Annotated in this window: 11 protein-coding genes; 6 read left to right on the forward strand and 5 right to left on the reverse strand. The window is 69.6% G+C overall.

The genetic code is table 11. From position 1 onward, the window contains the following. The first annotated feature begins 15 nt into the window (after positions 1-15). Positions 16-1,656 carry a phospho-sugar mutase gene (locus tag ACRDPN_RS11285; RefSeq protein WP_431447711.1) on the forward strand — a complete coding sequence of 547 codons (1,641 nt, stop codon included), beginning with the start codon at positions 16-18 and terminating at the stop codon, positions 1,654-1,656. Here the strand turns inward: ACRDPN_RS11285 and ACRDPN_RS11290 are convergent. The 5 genes from ACRDPN_RS11290 to ACRDPN_RS11310 form a co-directional block, all read right to left on the reverse strand. After that, positions 1,653-2,114, reverse strand: a complete 462-nt coding sequence (locus ACRDPN_RS11290) for a DUF1772 domain-containing protein (RefSeq protein ID WP_431447689.1) — start codon at positions 2,112-2,114, stop codon at positions 1,653-1,655. The two genes, ACRDPN_RS11285 and ACRDPN_RS11290, sit on opposite strands and share 4 nt — an antisense overlap. A gap of 7 nt (positions 2,115-2,121) precedes the next feature. Beyond that, positions 2,122-4,605 (reverse strand): ExeM/NucH family extracellular endonuclease, encoded by a 2,484-nt coding sequence (locus ACRDPN_RS11295; RefSeq protein WP_431447691.1) that lies wholly within the window; start codon positions 4,603-4,605, stop codon positions 2,122-2,124. 1 nt (position 4,606) lies between these two features. After that, entirely contained in the window at positions 4,607-6,841 is a 2,235-nt protein-coding gene (locus ACRDPN_RS11300; protein WP_431447693.1) for a 5'-nucleotidase C-terminal domain-containing protein, read from the reverse strand. A gap of 141 nt (positions 6,842-6,982) precedes the next feature. Further along, positions 6,983-7,687 (reverse strand): response regulator, encoded by a 705-nt coding sequence (locus ACRDPN_RS11305; RefSeq protein ID WP_431447695.1) that lies wholly within the window; start codon positions 7,685-7,687, stop codon positions 6,983-6,985. After that, a complete protein-coding gene (locus ACRDPN_RS11310) occupies positions 7,677-9,302 on the reverse strand; it encodes an ATP-binding protein (RefSeq protein WP_431447697.1) in 1,626 nt (541 codons plus the stop codon). The genes ACRDPN_RS11305 and ACRDPN_RS11310 overlap by 11 nt, the downstream gene beginning before the upstream one ends. A gap of 161 nt (positions 9,303-9,463) precedes the next feature. Here ACRDPN_RS11310 and ACRDPN_RS11315 point away from each other — a divergent pair, with 161 nt between their 5' ends. The 5 genes from ACRDPN_RS11315 to ACRDPN_RS11335 form a co-directional block, all read left to right on the forward strand. Beyond that, on the forward strand, positions 9,464-10,447 hold the full coding sequence (locus ACRDPN_RS11315; RefSeq protein ID WP_431447699.1) for a Bug family tripartite tricarboxylate transporter substrate binding protein: 984 nt from the start codon (positions 9,464-9,466) through the stop codon (positions 10,445-10,447). Next, entirely contained in the window at positions 10,444-10,953 is a 510-nt protein-coding gene (locus tag ACRDPN_RS11320) for a tripartite tricarboxylate transporter TctB family protein (protein WP_431447702.1), read from the forward strand. Before ACRDPN_RS11315 ends, ACRDPN_RS11320 begins: the two co-directional genes overlap by 4 nt. A gap of 9 nt (positions 10,954-10,962) precedes the next feature. Next, positions 10,963-12,474, forward strand: coding sequence for a tripartite tricarboxylate transporter permease (locus ACRDPN_RS11325; RefSeq protein ID WP_431447704.1), 1,512 nt, complete (start codon positions 10,963-10,965; stop codon positions 12,472-12,474). A gap of 48 nt (positions 12,475-12,522) precedes the next feature. Further along, positions 12,523-13,452 (forward strand): deoxyribose-phosphate aldolase, encoded by a 930-nt coding sequence (deoC, locus tag ACRDPN_RS11330; protein ID WP_431447706.1) that lies wholly within the window; start codon positions 12,523-12,525, stop codon positions 13,450-13,452. A 1-nt stretch (position 13,453) separates the two neighbouring features. Beyond that, on the forward strand, positions 13,454-14,509 hold a 1,056-nt coding region (locus ACRDPN_RS11335; protein ID WP_431447709.1), incomplete at its 3' end, for an aldehyde dehydrogenase family protein.

A 14,509-nucleotide genomic window follows, 5' to 3' on the forward strand; every position in this document is an offset into this window, starting at 1 on the left:
GACGACACTGCTTCGGTGAGCGACACCCTCCTCGCCGCGGCGACCCGGTGGCTCGAGGAAGATCCTGACCCGACCACCCGGGCCGAGCTCGAAGACCTGGTCGCTCGCGGCGACCTCGAGGCACTCCAGGATCGGTTCGCATCCCGCTTACAGTTCGGCACCGCCGGCCTCCGCGGCGCACTCGGCGCCGGGCCGAACCGGATGAACCGCGTCATCGTCGCGCAGGCCGGCTCCGGGCTGGCCGCCTACCTCCTCGAGCACGAGGAACGTCCCAGCGTCGTCATCGGCTACGACGCCCGCCACAACTCCGACGTTTTCGCGCGCGACACCGCGGAGATCATGCAGGGCGCAGGTGTGCTGGCGCACCTGCTCCCCGAGCCGCTGCCCACGCCGGTCACGGCGTTCGCGATCCGCCACCTGGGCTGCAGCGCCGGTGTGGTGGTGACGGCATCGCACAACCCGCCGCAGGACAACGGCTACAAGGTGTTCCTCGCCGACTCCAGCCAGATCGTGCCGCCTGCTGACGCCGACATCTCCGCGCTGATCGACGCCGTCGGACGGGTCGACGAGATGCCCCGCAGCGACGAGTACGCGCGGCTCGGGCCAGAGGTCGCCGAGGCGTACGTCGAAGCAGTCGCCGCGCTCCCCCAGGACGGTCCTCGCGACATCGTGACCGTGTACACGCCGATTCACGGCGTCGGGCGCGACACCCTGGTCGACGTGGTCCGGCGCACCGGGTTCCCCGACCTGCACGTGGTGCGCGAGCAGGGCGAACCGGACCCGGACTTCCCGACCGTCGCCTTCCCCAACCCCGAGGAGCCGGGCGCCATGGACCTGGCGCTCAAGCTCGCGTCGGAGGTGCACGCGGACATCATCGTCGCGAACGATCCCGACGCCGACCGGAGCGCCGTCGGTGTGCGCGAAGTTGCTGGCGAGGCGTTCCGGATGCTGTCCGGCGACCAGGTCGGCGCGCTGCTGGCCGACTTCATGCTGCGGTGCGGCGTCGAGGGCACCTACGCCGCGTCGATCGTCAGCTCGGACCTGCTCGGCCGCCAGGCCGCCGCGTTCGGCCAGCCGTGGCAGCAGACGCTCACCGGCTTCAAGTGGATCGGCAAGATCCCCGACCTCGCGTTCGGCTACGAGGAGGCACTCGGCTACAGCGTCGCCCCACACATCGCCCGCGACAAGGACGGCGTGTCCGCCATCATTACCGTGATGGAGATGGCCGCAGCGCTCAAGGCGGAGGGCCGCACGCTGCTGGACCGGCTCGATGACCTCTACCGCGAGCACGGCCTGCACGCCACCGACCAGCTGTCGGTGCGGGTCGACGACCCGTCGATCATCGCGTCCGCGATGGCGACGCTTCGCACGTCCCCGCCGACGGTGCTGGGAGGCATCGGCGTCACGTCCGTGGAAGATCTCGAGGACGGCTACCGCGGGCTGCCCCCGACCGACGGCATCCGGCTGGGACTCGGCACCAGTGCTCGAATTTTGGCGGCGCGGATCATCTGCCGTCCGTCCGGCACCGAGCCGAAGCTCAAGTGCTACGTGGAGGTGGTCGTCCCCGTCGGCGACTCGGTGGACGCGGCTCGCGGCGAGGCCCAGACGACGATCGACGGCATCAAGGCCGACCTCGCAGAAGCGTTGGGGCTCTAGGCCACAAGCGCCACGACCAGCGCGGCAAAGCCAGTGGTCGAGAGCACCGTGCGGACGAGGTTCCAGCGCACCCACGGCTCCTCGAAGGCCTTCCGGAGCGATGCCGGTGGCTCGCCCGAGCTGACGCCGGCCTCGAGTCGATCGTTCATCGGGACGTTGATGCCGATGGTCACCATGCCGGCGGCCGCGACCAGGACGGCTCCGGCCACGAGCCACCATCGGGCGCGCTCGTCGTCGTAGCCCAGGATGGCCGCGGCGATCGACGTCAGCACGCTCCCACCGAACACCAGCGCCAGGACCGGGTTGAGGATCGCGACGTTGATCTCGCGCATCGCGTGCGCGAACGTCGGGTCGTCGGCGCGGCGCAGGCCGGGCATCACGGCGTAGGAGAAGGTCGCGAACAGTCCGGCGAAGAGCCCGGCCAGCACGATGGCGACCACGATGACGATCTCGGTCATGGCCACATCATGGCTCAGTCGGCAGGAGCGTGCCGAAGCCGACGATCTCCGGGTCGTGGTCGCTCGCGCGGAACGGGTCGGGCGCGTAGAGGTTCGTGACGTTGTTGTTGTGCCTGCTGTACTCGCGCCCGACCGACTCGAAGGCGTTGATGTTCCAGATGTCGGCGCCGGTGACCTGGTCGAACGCCTCGGGTGAGGCGAAGACGTGGTCGAGCGAGCCGACCAGGCCGGCGAACTGGTACGTCTCGGAGTCGGTGAGCTCGCGCGGGACGTTGATGTACCCGGCGTCCTCGATCACCTCGACCGGGTCCTCCTCGTTGTAGGCGTTGAAGTCGCCGGTGAGGAAGACGTTGTCGGTCTTGGCCGCCTCGCCCTGTGCCTCGGCGAAGGCCACGAGGGCATGCGCCTGCTTCACCCGCGAGGCGTTCGAGGCGCCCTGTCCGTCACTCTGGTCGGCGTCCTCCCCGCTGCCGGAGCTCTTGGACTTGAAATGGTTCACGACGACGACGAAGTCGTTCTTGCTCCCCGCGTCGAGCGGGCGGAACTCCTGGGCGAGCGGGTCACGCGCGTTGTGGAAGGCGGGATCGTCGAGGATCGTCGACTCCCGGATCGTCCGCACGGTGTCGGTGCGGTAGATGAACGCGGTGCGGATGACGTCCTCGGCCTCCGGAACCCGGGCCGGCGACGCGACGTGCGCCCAGGTGCCGGCACCCGCGTCGGCGTTCAGCGCGTCGACGAGGTGGCGCAGCGCGGTGTCGCGGTCGATGCCGAATGCCGCGGAGTTCTCGATCTCCTCCAGCGACACGACGTCGGCACCGAGGTTGTTGATCGCGGCCACGATCTTGTCCTGCTGTCGCTTCAGGTTCTCGGCGTTCGCCGCGCCGCGGGGGCCGTTGTTGGTGCACGAGTTGACCGTGACATTCGCGCCGTCGCGGTCGCGGAAGTACGTGCAGGTTCCGGCGCCTGACGCCGCGTAGTCCTCCCCGAGCGTGGTGAAGTAGTTCAGCACGTTGAAGGTGGCGATCTGCACCAGTCCCCCGACGTCCTCGGGTGCGGCCTCGCGGGTGTTGCCGAACGTGACCGGCTCCGCGTCGCCCGCCTCGAGCTGGTCCGTCGGCTGGAGCCGCCAGAGGTCGAATCGGTAGTCGAGCACCATCGGCGCGGTGAACGTGGCCGGTGACCCGACGCGCACCTCGTTGTCCGGTCGCAGCCAGGGCAGCGGGGTGCCCTTGTTCGCGGATGAGAGGAAGTTGGTGCTGGCTCCGTCGTCGAGCGTCACGAGCCGCCGGGCGTTCTCGGCGACGAGTTCGTCGTACGCGTCGGTGCCCGGACGGACGACGTTCGTCGGCTGGGGCAGTGGGTCGTCGCCGGCGGCAAGGCCGATCTCGGCGAACTGGTTCGTCGAGAAGTTGTTGGTGATCGTGTAGTCGCCCGACGGTTGCAGCAGCATGCCCTCGAGGCTCTCGCGCTGGGCGCCGGCGAGCGGGAAGTCGACGGAGGCGGGCTTTACCGCCTCGGCGGGCTCGTCGAGCACCCGCCACGACCCGGCCGGTGGCGAGATCTCGGTAAGTCCGCGGAACTCGCTGACCTCGCCGGTGACCTCGAGGTGGTCGCCGATCTGGACGTCGTCGGCGAGCGCGCCCGAGAACACGAACACGCCGTCGGAGGCGTCGTGGGAGCCGAAGTCGACGTCGCCGCCGGTGCCCGGCGTCTGGAGGTAGACGCCGTCGAACCCGCCGGTCGGGTAGGCCGCAGTGACGACTCCGCGGGTGGTGACCGTGCGTCCGGCTAGCGGGCTGGTGTCGCCGGAGCCTTGAACCTCGGCGATCGTCGCCGTGGTCGGCGGTGTGACGACCCCGCCGTCGCAGGGCTCGCCGCACGCCTCGGGCGTCGGCGCGGCGGTGGAGAAGTCGGCGGCGTTGTCGTCGGTGTCGGTGCCGTCGGCGCGGGCAAGCGATGCCGTCGCCGAGTAGCCGTCGGCCTGCGTTGCCGAGCCCTCGTAGGTGACGGAGGCCCCATAGCCGAGGAGGTCGACGAGCGACTCCGAGCCGAGCACCGCCGCCCGGTCCCCGGTCAGCGGTGTGGTCGTGCGAGCCAGGGCCAACGTGCCGCCCGTGCTGCCGGAGAACGCGACGGACGACGTGACGTCGGGGGTCGGGAGCTCCGCACCGTTCGCGGCGTTCGCGTTGCCACTGACGAGCAGGCGACCGCCGGGCTCGAGGTGGTGGTCGCCGAGCGGGATGACGCCGGTGAAGGCGCCGGTGCTCGAGAACGAGCGGTACTGCACCGACCAGCCGCTGACGTCGACATCGGCGTCGGTGGGGTTGAAGAGCTCGACGAACTTGTTGCGGTAGGTCGCTCCGCTGCTGCCGCCGTTGAGGTAGGCCTCGGCGATGACGACCTCATCGCCGCCGGGGCTCGCCTGGACCGGTACCGCGATGAGGGTGGCCGCGGCCATGGCGAAGCCGGCGAGGACTCGCTGCGCACGCACGTCAGCCGGCCGAGCTGGTGACGACGACCGTGAGCGAGTCCGACGACGGCGCATGTGTCTCGTCGCCGCCGTACCGGACGGTGAGCTGATGTCGTCCGGGCCGCAGCGCGCCGTCGGGCACAACGACGGTCGCCGAGCCGTCTGCGAGCTCACCCTCGCCGAGCACACGATCGCCCACGAGGACGGTCACGGAGCCGGTCGGGGTGACGTCGCCGCCCCCGACACTCACGTCCACGTCGAACGGTTCGCGCGCCGACGGATGCTTCTCCTCGACACTCGCCGTCGTGGCGGTGGGTGTGGGCTCGACGACCTCGAAGGCGGGCAGCGTGGCCCGCGTGCCCGTCGGCGCCGCTTCCACCTCGACCGTCGCGGTGCCGACCTGGTCGGCTGGCAGGTCGAACCGGACGGTCGCCGCGCCGTCGTTCACCGGGAACGAGCCGAGGTCGACGTCGTCACCAGCCAAGTGAAGCGTCGCCTTCACGCTCGTGTTGTCGGGGCTGCCGAGAGAGGTGAGATCGAGCTTCGGCAGAGTGAACGAGACCTCCCGACCGGACACGTATGACGTCTTCAAGCCCTCGACGTCGAGCGAACGACGCGCGAAGTCGGGCGACACCGGGTCGTTCTGCTGCAGGTACTCGATCCAGGCCTCGTAGTCGACCAGACCGGTGTCGACGGAAGAGCCCTCCCTGAACGCCCGGAAGTTGTCGCCGCCGGCCGCGAGGAAGGACGGGACGGCGATCTTGTACGAGCCCGCGGGGTCGAGCTCCTGGCCGTCGATCGTCACGCCGGTGATCCGATCACCTTCGGGGCGGGTCGGGTCGAACGTGTACTTGACGTTCTCGGAGACACCCATCTGCAGATACGAACGGGATGGCACGGTGCCGTCCGCGTTGCGTTGCCACTGCTGCTCGAGCACCTTCTTCAGGCTGGCGCCGGTGAGCGTGACGGAGCTGAGGTTGTTGACGAACGGCAGCACCGAGTTGGCCTCGGCATAGGTGATGACGCCGTCGGTGTTGGTGCCGCCGGACCCCGCGAACAGCAGGTCGGCGCGCAGTCCACCCGGGTTCGTCATCGCGAGGTCGGCGCCGGCCGGCGTCTCGCTCACCTTGGCGAGCAGGGCGTCGGCGACCAGCCCACCCAGCGTCGACTCGCCCGCTCGGTCCTCCGCGGTTCCGTTGAACGCGCGGGTGATGTCGGCGGTCAGGTGTCCTTTCACCTGGTTGCCGACCTCTGCGGCCTTGGCGAGCGCGGCGTCGACGATCGCGTCGACCTGGGCCACCCGCGGGTACGTCGAGATCAGGCCGTCGTCGGCCGCCGTGGTACGAGCGACGTTGCGCTGGGTGTGGCTCTGCACCTCGCCGGTGTCGGGGTCGACGGTGAGCTGGATCTGGCCGATGTTCCCGCCGTACTGGCCGGTCTGGACGATCGGACGGGTCTGGCCCGGCTGGCCCGGCACCGGAGCGTTGTAGGCGTACGCCTGGTGGGTGTGGCCCATGAAGATGGCGTCGACCTGGGCTGACGTGTTCTCGGCGAGGTCCTTGAACACCGCGCTCGAGGCGATGGCCTGCTCATACGTCTGGGTGCCGTCTGGCGCGCCCTCGTGGTACGAGGCGACGATGACGTCCGGCGGGTCGGCCAGGGCGTTCAGCTCGGCGACGGCGTCGTTGATCGAGGCGGCGGGGTCGGCGAACGTGAGGCCGGCCACGCCGTCGGGGTTCACCAGTGATGGCGTCTCCTCGGTGACCGCGCCCACGACGGCGACATCGAGCCCGTCGACGGCGACGATCTCGTACGGCTCGAGCGCCCGCTCGCCGCCGGCCTTGAACACGTTGGCGCCGAGGATCGGGAAGTCGGCCGCCGGGGCGATGCGGTCGGTGAGGTCGCTGTAGCCCTTGTCGAACTCGTGGTTTCCGGCGGCGGACGCATCGAGCTCGAGCGCGTTGAGCACGTCAAGGGTCGGGATGTCGCCGGCCGACGCGGACGGGAACAGCGACGCGCCGACATTGTCGCCGGCCGAGACCATCAGCGTCCGGGCGTCACCGGCCTCGGCACGCAGCTGCTCGACAGTGCCGGCGAACTTCACCGTGTTGTTGTCGATGCGGCCGTGGAAGTCGTTGATGCCGAGCAGGTTCAGCACGACGGGATCGGCGGCCTGGGCTGGCGTTCCCACGATCAGCGAACCGGTGACGGCAAGAATGGAAACGGTCGCGGCAGCGCGACCCCACAGGGTCTTCACGTGATTTCTCCGATCGACGAGCAGTCCCCCCGCACCACTCGGCGCCGGACCACAGAAGGTCATAGGACCCCGAGGTGTGCGGTGCTGTCAACGGTTCACTTGAGACCCGATGGTGACGATCAGGTGAACGGGGGGCGCGCCTCAGTCACGGACCCAGCGGTAGTGGTGCTCGGGGCGGCCGACCTCGCCGTACTTGGGATCGACACGCACCCAGCCGATGCGCACCAGGTGGTCCAGGTAGCGGCGAGCGCTCACCCGCGACAGGCCCAACGACTCGCCGAACGTCGTGGCGGACTCCGGCGCGGACTGCGCACGCAGATGCTCGACGACGAGCTTCATGGTGGGCTCGGACAGCCCTTTGGGCAGCTGGCGGCGATCCGGCCCCTGCGGCGAGACGGTGCCGAACACCTGGTCCACGTCGCGCTGCGCGAGGGCCCGTTCGTCGGCGCCTGAGTCGAGCCGCGATCTCAACGCGGCAACGTGCCGGAGCCGGGCATGGAGGTCGTCGAAGCCGAACGGTTTGATCAGGTAGTGGAGGGCACCGAACCGCAGGCTGGACGACACGGTGTCCGCGTCGCGCGCCGCCGTCACGACGACGACGTCGAGGCCGGGGAACTCGCCGCTGCGCAGCTGCTCGAGGACGTCGAGGCCGCTCATGTCCGGCAGGTAGATGTCGAGCAGGACGATGTCGGGCTGCAGCTCTCGCGCCCGGGCCAGCGCCTCGGCGCCCGTACGCGCTTCGCCGGCCACCTCGAATCCCTCCATGCGCTCGACGAACCCGCGGTGGATGCGGGCCACCATGAAGTCGTCGTCGACGACGAGGACTCGGACCGCGTCATCGGACATCGGCGTCCCTCCGTCCGGTTCGGTCGGCTGACGGCAAGGCGCCGCGACCGACCAGCAGGGTGGCGACGAGTCGTGCGCCCGCGCCACGCTCGACCCTCACGTCCCCGCCGTGGCGCTGGCACGCCATCCGGGTGAGCGCGAGGCCCCAGCCGTGCGACTCGGGGATCGGCTTGCTGGTCCAGCCGGCCTCGAAGATGCGGGCGGCGTCCTCCGGGTCGATGCCGGCGCCGGTGTCCTCGACCGACACCGTGATCTGCTCACCGTCGTCCCGCAGGTCGACCGTGACCGTTCCGCCGCTCGATCCGACGGACTCGAAGGCGTTGTCGACCAGGTTGCCCACCACGGTGACGAGGTCCGAGGACAGCCCCGGCGAATGCGGGTGGAGCACGGACTCCTCGCCCAGCACGAGGTCGACGGAGAGCTCGTCCGCCCGGATCGCCTTGGCGACCAGCAGCGCCGCGATCGCCGGATCGCCGATGAGTCGGCCGATCTCGCTGACACGGCGGTCCATGTCCTGCGAGACGGAGCCGATGAACTCGAGCAGCTCCTGGCGCTCCCCGAGCTCGACCATGCCCGAGATCGCGTGCAGGCGGTTCTGGAACTCGTGAACCTGCGAGCGCAGCGTGTCGGTGTGGTCCTGCGCCACGGCCAGCTGCTGCTGCAGGTCGAGCAGCTCGGTGCGATCGCGCATCGACACCACGGTGCCCGTCCGGGTGCCGCGTACCAGCACCGGCATGCTGTTGAGCACGAGCAACCGGCTCTCCACCGCAGCGACCGCATCCGTGCGTGGGCCCTCACCGGCGAGGATCTCGGCGAGCTCCGGAGCCACGTCGAGCTTGCCGACATCGCGTCCGACCGGCGACTCCTCGAGGTCGAGCAGCCGGATCGCCTCGTCGTTGGCGAACGCGACGCGTCCGCGCAGGTCCACGCCGACCACGCCCTCACGCACCCCGTGCAGCATCGCCTCGCGCTGCTCGACGAGGGCACTGATCTCGCGCGGCTCGAGCCCGAGCGTCTGCCTCTTCACCCGCCGGGCCACGAGCAGCGAACCGGCCACGCCGACGACGCCGGCCAGGAGGAGGTACAGCAGCACGCTCGGGGTCGCCGTGCCCAGCACCTCCCACCACGAGGGGTACTCGCTGCCGACGATGACGTAGCCGACACGGGTTCCCAGGTCGTCGGGGTGCTCCGAGATGACGGGGACGTGCCCTTCGACCGACTGCTTTCCGTAGCGTTCGGCCGCACCCGACCAGGCCGTGCCGTTCAGCGTGGTGCCTTCGCCGACGGCGAGCGGCGTGCCGCTCTGGAGCGGCAGCGTGGCGCTCTGCACCCGTCCCAGGTCGTCGACGACGATGACGTAGGTCGCGTCCGCGAAGGACCGCGCGAGGTCCGCCTCGACCTTGAGCGCCTCCGGGCGACCACCCGTGCGCAGGTCCTGCTGCACGACGTCGTTGCCGGCGATGGTCTCCGCGCTCGACAGCATCTGGCGCTCGAGCGAGCGCCGGAAGCTCGCGTCGGTCTGCGCCGTCGAGACGCCCGCCACGGCGATCACGACGAGCACGACGAGGCCCATCTGAAGCAGCAGCAGCTGCCCGGCCAACGTGAGACGGCGCATCCCCTGAGTGTCCCCTATTCCCCGCGGCGTCAGCGCGGGCCGGACCGTGACCACAATGACCGAAACGTGCCTTTGGTTCCGCAAGTGGGCACTCCCGTGTGGGCTGGGTCACGATCGGCCAAAGCGGTCTCCGAGCCGTGTCGATCAACCAGGAGAAGACGATGAAGAGATCCACCAGGGTCGCCCTCGCGGCCGCGGCCGCCATGGCCATGATGGCCACGGCCGCGTGCGGCTCGACCGACGGCGAGGGTGGTGCCGCCGACAGCGCGCGCATCATGGTGCCCAACGCGCCCGGCGGCGGCTACGACACGACGGCCCGCATCGCGGCCAAGATCATGCAGGACGAGGAGCTGCTGTCCAACGCGCAGGTGTTCAACCTCGACGGCGCCGGTGGCACCGTCGGCCTCGCCCGCACGGCGCAGTCCGAAGGCAAGGGCGGCGAGCTCATGATGATGGGCCTCGGCGTCGTGGGCGCGGTCTTCGCGAACAAGTCCGAGTCCACTCTCGCCGACACCACGCCGATCGCTCGCCTCATCAGCGAACCTGAGGTCATCGTCGTGCCGGCCGAGTCCGAGTACAAGTCCCTCGACGACCTCCTCGCCGACTGGAAGGCCGACACCAAGGAGCTCCCGGTCGGCGGCGGATCCTCCCCCGGCGGCCCGGACCACCTGGCGCCGCACCTGCTCGCCGACGAGATCGGGATCGACCCGCGTGACGTCAACTACGTCGAGTACGACGGCGGCGGCCCGCTTCTCGCGGGGTTGCTCAACGGTGAGATCAAGTTCGGCGTCTCCGGCATCGGCGAGTACAAGGACCAGATCGAAGCCGGCCAGCTCCGGGTCCTGGCCGTGACGAGCGCCGAACGCGTTCCCGGCCTCGACGCCCCGACCCTGAAGGAGCAGGACGTCGACCTCCGGTTCGACAACTGGCGCGGTTTCGTCGCACCTCCGGGCATCTCGGCTGCGGACAAGAAGTCGCTCGTCGACCTCGTCACCGAGCTGAACGAGTCCAAGGCCTGGAAGGACGCCGAGCGGAAGAACGGCTGGACCAACGCGTTCGCCACCGGCGAGGAGTTCGAGTCGTACATCGAGAGCGAGAACAAGCGCGTCGAGGACGTCTTGACCAAGCTCGGGCTGGTCAAGTGACCATCTCGACCATCGACGAGCAGTCCACCGAAGGGCGGGCCGGCCTCTCCGAATTTGGGGTGGCCGGCCTGCTCGGGGTGCTCGGAGTCTTCGTCCTCTACGAGGCCACTCGGATCTCGGAGAGCCTGACGCAGGACAATCCGCTCGGGCCCAAGACGGTGCCGATCGCCGTGGGCGTCCTCCTGCTCGTCACCGCCGCCCTTCTCGCGTTCGACATCGCACGCGGCGGGCGTGGCGAGGCCGAGCAGGCCGAGGACGTCGACCTGTCGCACGGCACCGACTGGCTCGTCCTGCTCGCGCTGGTGGCGCTGTTCGCAGCGGCCGGTCAGCTGATTCCTGTCATCGGCTTCCCCGCGAGCGGCGTCCTGCTGTTCTTCGGCGTGGCCCGTCTGCTCGGCAGCCGGCGGCTGTGGATCGACATCGTCGTGAGCATCGCCGTGCCGGTGCTGGCGTTCCTCCTCTTCACGCAGGCGCTGGGTGTCTACCTCCCGGCCGGACCGGCCTGAGGACACCTGATGGACTCGATCATCAGCCTGCTCGAGGGCTTCGCCACCGCGGCGCAGCCCGAGTACCTCCTCTACGCCCTGATCGGCGTCGTCCTCGGCACCTTCATCGGCGTGCTGCCCGGCATCGGCCCGGCCATGACGCTGGCGCTGCTGCTGCCGGTCACGTTCTCGCTCGACCCGTCGGCGGCGCTCATCATGTTCGCCGGCATCTACTTCGGCGGCATGTACGGCGGCTCGACCACGTCGATCCTGCTGAACACACCGGGTGAGAGCTCGTCGGTCATCACCGCGATCGAGGGCAACAAGATGGCCAAGGCGGGTCGCGCGCCGCAGGCGCTGGCCACGTCGGCCATCGGTTCCTTCGTCGGCGGCACGATCGCCATCATCCTGCTGGTCTTCACCGCGCCGCTCATGGTGAAGCTCGCCGTCGGCTTCGGGCAGCAGGACTACTTCGCGATCATGGTGCTCGCCTTCGTGGCGGTCAGCACCGTGCTCGGGAGCTCCGTCATCCGCGGCATCTCCTCCCTCGCGCTGGGGCTGATGCTCGGCCTGGTCGGCATCGACGCCGTGACCGGCCAGCAGCGCCTCACGTTCGGCATCCCCGAGCTGTCGACCGGCGTCGACGTCGTGGTCGTCGCCGTCGGACTGTTCGCCGTCGGCGAGGCGCTGTGGATCGCGGCCCACCTGCGCAGGTCCGGGCCCGACGTGATCCCCGTCGGAGCGGCCTGGATGAGCCGGGACGACTGGTCCCGCTCGTGGAAGCCGTGGCTGCGCGGCACCGCGCTCGGCTTCCCGTTCGGCGCCCTGCCCGCCGGCGGTGCCGAGATGCCGACGTTCCTGTCGTACGCCGCCGAGAAGCGTCTGACTCGGCATCCCAAGGAGTTCGGCAAGGGCGCCATAGAAGGCGTCGCCGGTCCGGAGGCCGCGAACAACGCGTCCGTCGCGGGCACGCTCGTGCCGCTGCTGACCCTCGGGCTGCCGACCACCGCGACGGCCGCGATCATGCTCGCGGCGTTCCAGCGGTACTCGCTGCAACCGGGGCCGCTCCTGTTCGAGAAGAACCCCGAGCTGGTCTGGGGCCTGCTCGCCAGCCTCTTCATCGGCAACGCGATGCTGCTCGCGCTCAACCTGCCGCTCGCGCCGATCTGGGCCAAGCTGCTGCAGCTCCCGCGCCCGTACCTGTACGCCGGAATCCTGTTCTTCGCCGTGCTGGGCTCGTACAGCGTCAACGCGAGCACGGTCGACGTCATGGTGCTGCTCGCCGTCGGCATCCTGGGCTACATCATGCGGCGCTACGGGCTACCCGTCGTGCCCGCGATCATCGGCGTCATCCTCGGACCCGTCGCCGAGACGAAGCTGCGCCAGTCGCTGCAGATCAGCAACGGCGACTGGTCGATCCTGTGGTCGTCGGCGTTCTCGATCGCCACGTATGCGGTCATCGGCCTGGTCCTAGCCGGGGTGATCCTGCGCGCCGTCAGGCGACGCGACGGACGTGAGAGGCTGTCCAGCTTGGTGAACTAGGCTGGAGGGCGCGGTCACCACCCACGACCGCGAGCTGGGAGGACATTCGTGACTGGCGCAACCGCGTCACTGCGCAGGACGCTCGAAGGGCTGCCCGGGGTCGACGCCGTCGGCCTGGAGGCACGCGCTGCCGGTCTCGGCACCCGCTCGATCAAGACCACCGCCAAGCAGTGGGCGATCGACCTCGCCATCTCCATGGTCGACCTCACGACGCTCGAAGGCGCCGACACTCCCGGCAAGGTGCGGGCGCTGTCGGCCAAGGCGCTGAAGCCGGATCCGACGGACCTCTCCTGCCCCTCCGCCGCGGCCGTCTGCGTGTACCCCGACATGGTCCGCACGGTGCGCGAGGTCGTCGGCGACCAGCTGCACGTCGCATCCGTGGCCACGGCCTTCCCGTCCGGCCGCGCCGCCCTCGACATCAAGATCGCCGACACCCAGGACGCCGTCGAGGCCGGCGCCGACGAGATCGACTTGGTCATCGACCGGGGCGCCTTCCTGGCCGGCGACCACCAGAAGGTCCACGACGAGATAAGGGCGATCAAGGAAGCGTGCGCCAGATCTGACGGGCAGAGTGCGCACCTGAAGGTGATCCTCGAGACCGGCGAGCTGCAGACATACGACAACGTCCGTCGCGCATCGTGGCTCGCGATGGACGCCGGCGCCAACTTCATCAAGACCAGCACCGGCAAGATCCAGCCGGCCGCAACGCTCCCGGTCACGCTGCTGATGCTGGAGGCCGTGCGCGACTACCGCGTCGCCACCGGCCGTCAGGTCGGGGTCAAGCCGGCCGGCGGCATCCGCACGTCCAAGGACGCCATCAAGTACCTGGTCGTCGTCAACGAGATCGCCGGCGAGGACTGGCTCTCCCCCGACTGGTTCCGCTTCGGCGCGTCCTCGCTGCTCAACGACCTGCTGCTGCAGCGCCAGAAGATGACCACCGGCCACTACTCCGGCCCCGACTACGTGACGTTGGACTGACATGACGAAGTTCGAGTACGCACCCGCGCCCGAGTCGCGCACCATCGTCGATCTCAAGAGCTCGTACGGCCTGTTCGTCGACGGCGCGTTCGTCGACGGCTCCGGCACGTCGTTCAAGTCGATCAGCCCGGCCAGCGAAGAGGTGCTGGCGGAGGTCGCCGAGGCCACCGAGGCCGACGTCGACGCCGCGGTCAAGGCCGCCCGCCGCGCGTTCGAGAAGGTCTGGGGCCCGATGCCCGGACGCGAACGTGCCAAGTACCTCTACCGCATCGCCCGCATCATCGCCGAGCGCAGCCGCGAGCTCGCCGTGCTGGAGTCGCTCGACAACGGCAAGCCCATCAAGGAGTCGCGCGACGTCGACGTCCCCCTCGTCTCGCAGTGGTTCTTCTACTACGCGGGCTGGGCCGACAAGCTCGGGTACGCCGGCCTCGGGCCCGACCCGAAGCCGCTGGGCGTCGCGGGCCAGATCATCCCGTGGAACTTCCCGCTGATGATGCTGGCCTGGAAGATCGCGCCCGCGCTCGCGGCCGGCAACACCGTCGTGCTCAAGCCCGCGGAGACCACCCCGCTCACCGCCCTGCTGTTCGCCGAGATCTGCCAGCAGGCCGAGCTGCCGCCCGGCGTCGTCAACATCATCACCGGCGCCGGGCCCACCGGGCAGGCGCTGGTGGAGCATCCGGACGTCGACAAGATCGCGTTCACCGGCTCCACCGCCGTCGGACGACAGATCGCCCGCTCGGTCGCCGGCACCCACAAGAAGGTCACCCTGGAGCTCGGCGGCAAGGCCGCCAACATCGTGTTCGCCGACGCCGCGCTCGACCAGGCGGTCGAGGGCATCGTCAACGGCATCTTCTTCAACCAGGGACACGTCTGCTGCGCGGGATCGAGGCTGCTCGTCCAGGAGACGATCGCCGATCGACTGATCGAGAAACTCAAGCGGCGCCTGGGGACACTTCGGCTTGGTGATCCGCTCGACAAGAACACTGATATCGGTGCCATCAACTCGCGCGACCAGCTCGAGAAAATCCGCAGACTCGTCGGAATCGGTGTCGAAGAG

Source organism: Aeromicrobium sp. (genome assembly GCF_050700635.1).
Lineage (GTDB): Bacteria > Actinomycetota > Actinomycetes > Propionibacteriales > Nocardioidaceae > Aeromicrobium.

Bases quoted from the DNA above. Each gene is read 5' to 3' on its own strand.
- ACRDPN_RS11290 (WP_431447689.1), bottom strand. From the start codon at position 2,114: ATGACCGAGATCGTCATCGTGGTCGCCATCGTGCTGGCCGGGCTCTTC.
- ACRDPN_RS11305 (WP_431447695.1), bottom strand. From the start codon at position 7,687: ATGTCCGATGACGCGGTCCGAGTCCTCGTCGTCGACGACGACTTCATG.
- ACRDPN_RS11310 (WP_431447697.1), bottom strand. From the start codon at position 9,302: ATGCGCCGTCTCACGTTGGCCGGGCAGCTGCTGCTGCTTCAGATGGGC.
- ACRDPN_RS11315 (WP_431447699.1), top strand. From the start codon at position 9,464: ATGAAGAGATCCACCAGGGTCGCCCTCGCGGCCGCGGCCGCCATGGCC.
- ACRDPN_RS11325 (WP_431447704.1), top strand. From the start codon at position 10,963: ATGGACTCGATCATCAGCCTGCTCGAGGGCTTCGCCACCGCGGCGCAG.